The organism is Plantactinospora alkalitolerans, from assembly GCF_015690345.1.
Lineage (GTDB): Bacteria > Actinomycetota > Actinomycetes > Mycobacteriales > Micromonosporaceae > Plantactinospora > Plantactinospora alkalitolerans.
Map to the genome: position 1 here is coordinate 1 of NZ_JADPUN010000362.1, position 7,574 is coordinate 7,574.

General features: G+C 70.6%; 6 protein-coding genes. 2 read left to right on the plus strand and 4 right to left on the minus strand.

Annotated features, from left to right (window positions below; translation table 11 throughout):
• Nucleotides 1–211: 211 nt before the first annotated feature.
• The gene (locus I0C86_RS37605; RefSeq protein WP_196206082.1) at nucleotides 212–457 is read right to left on the minus strand and encodes a mycoredoxin; all 246 of its coding nucleotides are present in this window, start codon (nucleotides 455–457) and stop codon (nucleotides 212–214) included.
• 137 nt (nucleotides 458–594) lie between these two features.
• Here I0C86_RS37605 and I0C86_RS37610 point away from each other — a divergent pair, with 137 nt between their 5' ends.
• On the plus strand, nucleotides 595–2,745 hold the full coding sequence (locus tag I0C86_RS37610; RefSeq protein WP_196206083.1) for an ATP-dependent DNA helicase UvrD2: 2,151 nt from the start codon (nucleotides 595–597) through the stop codon (nucleotides 2,743–2,745).
• Between the two features lie 574 nt (nucleotides 2,746–3,319).
• The gene (locus I0C86_RS37615) at nucleotides 3,320–3,685 is read left to right on the plus strand and encodes a WhiB family transcriptional regulator (RefSeq protein ID WP_196206084.1); all 366 of its coding nucleotides are present in this window, start codon (nucleotides 3,320–3,322) and stop codon (nucleotides 3,683–3,685) included.
• Nucleotides 3,686–4,104: 419 nt separating this feature from the next.
• On the opposite strand, the gene I0C86_RS37620 is transcribed toward I0C86_RS37615, so the two are convergent.
• From I0C86_RS37620 to I0C86_RS37630, 3 genes are all read right to left on the minus strand, one after another.
• On the minus strand, nucleotides 4,105–5,499 hold the full coding sequence (locus I0C86_RS37620; RefSeq protein ID WP_196206085.1) for an ABC1 kinase family protein: 1,395 nt from the start codon (nucleotides 5,497–5,499) through the stop codon (nucleotides 4,105–4,107).
• A 284-nt stretch (nucleotides 5,500–5,783) separates the two neighbouring features.
• Entirely contained in the window at nucleotides 5,784–6,911 is a 1,128-nt protein-coding gene (locus I0C86_RS37625) for a ubiquitin-activating E1 family protein (RefSeq protein ID WP_230395463.1), read from the minus strand.
• Between the two features lie 225 nt (nucleotides 6,912–7,136).
• Complete coding sequence (locus I0C86_RS37630) at nucleotides 7,137–7,304, minus strand: DUF5679 domain-containing protein (RefSeq protein ID WP_165436864.1); 168 nt, start codon at nucleotides 7,302–7,304, stop codon at nucleotides 7,137–7,139.
• Nucleotides 7,305–7,574: the final 270 nt, after the last annotated feature.

Consider the following 7,574-nt stretch of genomic DNA (forward strand, 5'->3'; position numbering starts at 1 on the left):
TCGGCTCCGGTCTCGTGGGCTCGGAGATTTGTATAAGAGACAGACCACCCGCCGTCAATGCGGCGGACGCGGCGGATGCCGCCGACCTGCCGTCGACGGCCGGAGGGGCGACGGAGGCGTCCCCGGCGTCCGGTTCCCACCGACGGTGGTGAGTCTCACCCGGTGGGTCTCGCCCGCGTCGGTGGAACCGGATGCCGGGGCAGGGCCCCGATCAGCTCTCGGCGAGCGCCGCCAGACGCTTCTTCACGTCGACGATGGAGGGGTTGGTCAGCGCCGTGCCGTCCTCGAACCGGACGGTCGGCACGGTCTGGTTACCGCCGTTGACGCTCTGTACGTACTCCGCGGCGGCCGGGTCCTGCTCGATGTCCACCACCTCGTACCCGATGCCCTCCCGGTCGAACTGGGACTTGAGCCGGTGGCAGTAGCCGCACCAGGACGTGGAATACATCGTCAACATCGTCGAGACCTCCGCGGTGCTCAGTCGTTCTCGGCCAGGTCCGACCGGTTCTGCCCGGTCGGATGTTGGATCGGACGGGTTGTCGATCACACAGGCTAAAGGTGCAACGTCGGCGAGGGCTGCCATGATTCCTACCTGTGGCGGCTGACTCAAGCGTGGAACGGATCCTGGCCGGGCTCGATCCCGAACAGCGCACCGCGGTGACCGCGCCGGCCGGGCCGGTCTGCATCCTGGCCGGCGCCGGCACCGGCAAGACCCGGGCGATCACCCACCGGATCGCCTACCGGGTCCTGGGCGGCGAGATCGCCGCCCGGCACGTGTTGGCGGTCACCTTCACCGCCCGGGCCGCCGCCGAGATGCGGGCCCGGCTCGGTGCGCTCGGCGTGCCGGGTGTGCAGGCCCGGACGTTCCACGGTGCCGCACTGCGACAGGTCAGGTACTTCTCGTCCCGGCTGCTCTCCGGCCGGGAGATGCCCGAGTTGCTGGACAGCAAGGTCCGACTGGTCACGCTGGCGGCGGCCAAGGTCGGACTGCGGACCGACCGGGCAGCCGCCCGGGACCTGGCCGGCGAGATCGAGTGGGCCAAGTCCTCGCTGGTCGAGCCGGGGGAGTACGTGGTGGCGGCGGCCAAGGCGCTCCGGGAGACCCCGCACGATCCGGCCCGGGTGGCCGAGGTGTTCGCCGGCTACGAGCAGATCAAGCGCGCCAACGGAGTGATCGACTTCGAGGACATGCTGCGCGCGGCGGTGTGGGGGATCGAGGACCATCCGGACGTCGGCGACCAGATCCGGGCCCAGTACCGGCACTTCGTGGTCGACGAGTACCAGGACGTCAACCCGCTCCAGCAGCGGCTGCTCGACGCCTGGCTGGGCGGCCGGGACGACCTGACCGTGGTCGGGGACGCGAGTCAGACGATCTACTCGTTCACCGGCGCGACCTCGGCCCACCTGATCGACTTTCCCCGGCAGCGCCGGGGCGCGGTGGTGGTCCGGCTGGTCCGCGACTACCGCTCGACGCCCCAGGTGGTCGGGCTGGCCAACGCGGTGATCCGGCAGGCCCGGGGCACCGAGGCGCGGCTGCGGTTGGAGCTGGTCGGGCAACGGCCGCCGGGTGCCGAGCCGGACCTGCGGATCTTCGCCGACGAGCCGGCCGAGGCCGCCGCGGTCGCGGTCCGCTGCCGGGAACTGATCGCCGCCGGTACGCCGGCCCGGGAGATCGCCATCCTGTTCCGTACCAACGCGCAGTCCGAGGCGTACGAGAAGGCGCTGGCCGAGGCGGAGGTGGCGTACCAGGTCCAGGGCGCCGAACGGTTCTTCGAACGGACCGAGGTCCGGCAGGCCCTGATCGCGATGCGTGCCGCGACCCGGTCGACGCCGGGAGAGACGCCGCTGGTCCCGGCCGTCGTCGACGCGCTGTCCGCGGTCGGCTGGGCGCCGGACCAACCCCCGGCCGGTGGCGCCGCCCGGGAACGCTGGGAGGCCCTTGCCGCGCTGGTCCAGCTCGCGGAGGAGTACGCCGGGGCGCCCGTCGTACTGCCGATCGGGGAGGCGGCCACCGTCGAACGGCCGGTGTCGCTGGCGGACTTCTGTGCCGAGCTGAGCCGCCGGGCCGCCGCGCAGCACGTACCGACCGTCGACGGGGTGACGCTGGCCTCGCTGCATTCGGCGAAGGGGCTGGAGTGGGACTCGGTGTTCCTGGTCGGGCTCTCCGACGGCACCCTGCCGACCAGCTACGCGAAGACCGCCGAGCAGGTGGAGGAGGAGCGCCGACTGCTCTACGTCGGGGTGACCCGGGCCCGGGAGTGGCTCTGGCTGTCGTACGCCTCGGCCCGCTCGCCCGGTGGCCGGGCCCGGCGGCCCTGCCGCTTCCTGCCGCAGTTCGACCGATCGGGCGGTACGCGGTCGGCCCAGGCCCCGGGTGCCGATGGTCGGAAACCCGACCGTCGACGTACCCAGATCATCTCGTGCCGGATCTGCGGGGCGACCCTGCTCGCCGGTGCGGACCGCAAGCTGGGGCGGTGCGCGGACTGTCCGTCCGATCTGGACACCGAACTCCTCGACCGGCTACGTGACTGGCGGAGCCGGGTCGCCGCCGTCCAGAAGGTCCCCGCCTACGTGGTTTTCACCGATGCCACCGTGGTCGCGCTGGCCGAACGCCGGCCGGCGCGGACGCAGGAGCTGCTCGCCATCGCCGGGATCGGCCCCCGCAAACTCGGCCTGTACGGCGATGCGGTGCTCGCGTTGGTCGGCGGCGCCGAGGTCGACGACGTGCTGCTGGCGGACGAGTGACGGGCCCGGCGCGGGGGCCCGGAGCAGTGTCGGAAGAAAGTTCTGCAACTTCGCCGTAATTCGTTTGCCCTCGCGCCGGGATGAGGAATAGCCTCATGGCACACCTCGCGAGCGGCGGCTTTCAGGCTGTTCAAGAGGGGTATGAGTCCGATGTTGGTGACGAGGAAAAGTCAGGAGGTGGCCACCGTGGAGAGGTATCTGAACCCACGACCGTGGGCGCTCACTGCTGTCCTCGCTCCGGTGTCAGAGGTCGGGTGCATCCTGGCCGAAGCCACCCCCCAGCGTTCGCAGGTGCATCAGGTCCTGACCCAGGCCGAGCTGGTTCAGGCCCCCGCGTCTGCGGAGCGTCAGGGGACCAATGGATTCACGGGCAATGGCATCGCCGTCGGCGTCAAGCGGATGGATGTCAGCGGGGTTCCACCTCGAGGTAGACCGGTCTAACACAGACCAACCGGCTCACCTCGAGGCCGCGGAACCCGTACACCGGGATCCGCGGCCTTAGTTATTTCCGCACTGCCGAAGCACGTCGGAACAGCGATCTACAAGATCGAAACGAGAGAGAGGTGACCGGGCGATGAGTCTGGCGTTGGCCCCACTCGACGTGAGCGTCGACCTGGAGGCGAACCTGCCCTGCCGGAAGTTCGACCCCGACCTGTGGTTCTCGGACTCTCCTGCCGAACTGGAACTGGCCAAGTCGCTCTGCGGGGACTGCCCGCTGCGCGTCGAGTGCCTGGCCGGTGCGGTGGAGCGTTCCGAGCCGTGGGGTGTCTGGGGCGGCGAGATCTTCGAGCGTGGCGCGGTTGTCCCGCGCAAGCGGCCGCGGGGCCGTCCACGCAAGGAGGACGTCGCTCGGGACGCCGCGCTGCGGGTCGAGGCGCAGGCGCGACTGGCGGCCGATGGCCTTGCCGGATCGCGCAGCACGGTCCGGTTGGCGGCCTGACATGAACCCGATCCGTACGTCTGCCGGTCTCGTATCGGCACCGATCGCCGCGGTACCCGCGGTAACGAGATTGACGACCACCGCGACGCCCACCCTGAACGGAGTTACCAGAATGCAACTCATCCACGAAGCGTTGTCCCGGGCTCGAATGCGACTGCCTCAGGCCGGTCGTAGCACCACGCGCACTGAGGCAACCCGATCCGCCCGAATGATCGCGCTGGAAGCCCGCCGCCAGGCGGCTCGCGATCTGGGCAGTCTCTGACCGTCGGCAGACACAGCCGCCGGTAGGTAACCGAATCTGACAATCAGGAAGAAGGGCCTGTCGCGGTGGGTGGAACAACCACCCGTCGCGACAGGCCCTTCCTACTTCCGACTGTGGTCGGCCGGCGCATCGCCGCCGGACCGGATCGAACGGGGGGTCACGGCACCGGCGCGAATCCGGGGAGCCACCGTTCCACGATGCCGCGATAGGGCGCCTTCGCCTCAAGCTGGCAGAGCACGCCGATCGAGCCGAGGGTCACCCGATGGATCAGGAGGTACGACGGCGGCAGGTTGAGTTGCCGGCTCAACTGGTACGCCGGGGACTTGGGATTGGCCAGCCGGGCCGCCTCGACCCGTAGCCAGGCCCGGGTGAAGCGGAACTCGTCGACGGAGAGCGGTTGCAGGATCGGCATCAGGAACTCGAGCACGGCCTGGGCGTCGATCGGGGAGTCGGCCTTGATGAAGCCCTCCTCACGCAGTCCCGCCACGACCGCGTCGGCGTCGCCGGCCAGCGCCAGCCGGACCAGCCGGCCGATCGGTTCCGGGTGCCCGCCGGGTAGCCGAGCCACCGCGCCGAAGTCGATCACTCCGAGCCGCCCGTCCGGCAGCAGCCGGAAATTGCCCGGATGCGGATCGGCGTGCAGCAGTCCGGCCCGCATCGGCGCCGAGAAGTGCAGGGTGGCCATGAGCCGGCCCGCCTGGTCGCGCTCGCTCTCGGTACCGGAGTTGATGATCGCCGACAGCGGGGTGCCCTCGACCCAGTCCGTGACCAGCACCCGGGGCGCCGCCGCGACCACCTCGGGTACGAAGATCTCCGGGTCGCCCGCGTACGCGGTGGCGAACGCCCGCTGCGACTCCGCCTCCAACTCGTAGTCGAGTTCCTCGCTGATCCGGTCGCGCAGCTCGCTGAGCAGGGGTTTGATGTCCAGGCCGGGCTGGATGGCCCGGAACATCGCGCCGAGCCGGGACAACTGCTTCAGGTCCGACAGCAGCGCCGGGCCGGCCCCGGGGTACTGCACCTTGACCGCCACCGGTCGTCCCGTCGGCAGGGTGCCGGCGGCCTGGGTGGCCGTCGACTTCGCGGCCCGCCGCCGTCCGGTCAGCGCCGGAGGCGCCTCCGTCTTCCAGATCGCCCGGTGTACCTGCCCGATGCTCGCGGCGGCGGCCGGCTTGTCGTCGAACTCGAGGAAGAACGACCGCCAGTCCGGCCCGAACTGCTCGGCGAGCACCTTGTGCACGCTGGCCGCCGGCAGCGGGGGAGCGGACTCCTGAAGCTTTGTCAGGGCCTGCCGGTACGGCGCGGCGATCTCCTCGGGCAGCGCGGCCTCGAAGACCGACAGGGCCTGCCCGAACTTCATCGCGCCGCCCTTGAGCTGGCCCAGCACGCTGAAAAGCTGCTCGGCGGTGCGCTGCTGGATCTCGTTCGAGATCACCTCGGAGGCCAGTCCGGTGACCCGCTTCCCCATGCCCAGGACGGTCCGGCCAGCGAAGCCGAGTGGCAGAGCGGCGAGCTTGGCGGTCCGGGACACGGCCCGGCGCGGGATGTCGGTCACCAGATCATTGTTACCGACGCGGCGCTGTCCCGACCGCCGTCGTCGGGTGGCTCCGGCCACGTCCTTCGGTGTTCGGGGCGACTTCGGGCCGTAATTCCGGGAAAAGCGCCCGGTCCGTCCCCTCGGCGGCTCCTTCGGGCCGATGTCGACGGGCCACGCCCGGTACGCCGTTCCGCCCCGACCAGGTCGCCCTGGCACGTCGTGTTCCCGGTGCCGGCCACCGTCCCGTTCGTCGGATCGGTCAGGTCTGCGAGTGCCGGCCACCGTCCCGTTCGTCGGATCGGTCAGGTCTGCGAGTGCCGGCCACCGTCCCGTTCGTCGGATCGGTCAGGTCTCCGAGTGCCGGTGCCTCGGGCAGCCCGCCGACGGCGGGGCCCACAGCCGCATCGTGGATGTGGTGGCCAGGTTCGTCGGCGTACCCGGCCGGGGCCGGTGATCTCCACCGTTCCGCCCACCGTCTCCGGTGCGGCGCCGTCGAGGTAGGCGAGCACCTCCGCCGTCGCGTACCCGACCGCCGCGATCAGGGTCGAGGTCAGGCAGGGCTCCGGCGTGTCGTCGACCGCCAACTGGGCGGCGAGGCCGGGCCAGCCCGGGTCACGGTCCTGGCGATGCAGGGCGACGCAGTTCAGACACGGCGAGCCGGTGGACCGGACCAGTGGGCCGACCACGGGAGTGCCGTCACGCAGGCCCAGCAGCAGGTGCGCCTGCCGACGTTGTGCGTACCCGGCGGCGAGCAGTTCGGCGGGTCGGTCCGTACCGACCTGGATCACCAGGTCGGCCCGGCCGCGCCGGACAGGTCGGGTGTCGGTGCCGGGTACGGACCTGGCGATCGCGTCCGCCACCGCGAGGGCACGCGGCCGGCGTACGTCGGTGGCCAGCAGGCCGCTGCCGAGCGTGTCCGCCGGTGCGACGTGACCGCGTAGGTCGGGATGCACCTGTCCGACCCCGGACTGGGCCAGGGTGACCGCCATGGGTGCCCCGAGCCGGCCCTGACCGGTCACCACGATCCGGGCAGCGGCCCGGCGCCGGAGCAGTTGCGCGGGAGTTCCGGGCGTGTCCGCCCCGCGGAGTGCGAGCGCCGCGGCCTCGGCGGAGAGCCGTTGTCGGGCCGGCTCCGGCAGGTCGGTGGGGAGCAGCGTGTGCGCGGCCACCACCAGGCCCGCTGCCCGCAGGGTGTCGATCAGCGTACGAGCGTCGCTCGGAGTCACGTTGATCGTGGCGGCGTGCTCGAGGACGGCCCGCTCGCTACGGGTGCCGTCGAGCAGGTCGAGTAACCGGGCGGCGGCCGGATTGGCGACCTCGAGCAGGACCGCGCGGTGCGGATCCAGGCCGAGTTGCAGGGTGTGCCGGTCGCGCCAGAGTCGGGCGAGGCCGGGAAGCAGGGTGGGACGGGGCAGCGGCGATCGGTTCATGAGGCGACACGCTGTCACCGAACGGCCCCGGCTCACCGGTCGTTGTCCACAGCGCACGAGTGCTGTGCACTGGTCTATCCACAGGATCGGGCAGGTTATCCACAACCGATAGGTAACTTCTGTCGCCGCGCGGACATCACAGCTGGTGTCCGTAGCGCGACAGCGGAAAGCGGGAAGGGGTGGCGCTCGGCCACCCCTTCCCGCAGTTCGCGTGTTCGTCGATGGTCAGACCTTGGCCTTGCCCAGGATCCGGTTGACGGTGGTGCCACAGACCGGGCACTTGCCCTTGGCCATGTTCATGCCCGTCTTGGAAACCTCGACGTTGCCCTCGAAGTCACGCTTCTCCTTGCACTTCACGCAGTACCCGTTGTAGGTCTGGGCCTTTTCGGCCACGGTGCCCCTCCTCGTCTAATCTGTCAGACTCTCGCGAGCCCGACAGGCGCCCGGCGGCGGGCCACGTAGGCGCCAGCGCTGGGGTTTCTCCACGGCCACCACTGTGACCGCCGGTCCGCGGACCCTACCCAGTTCTGGGCAGTTCCATGTCAGCGATGTGTCGACACTGTGAGGAAGCCGACGACCAGAGTGTGCATGCCGGAATAGGTCGGATAAGTCAGTTTCGCAGGGACACGCCGGATGAACCCCTTCAGAACGCTGATCAGGGGG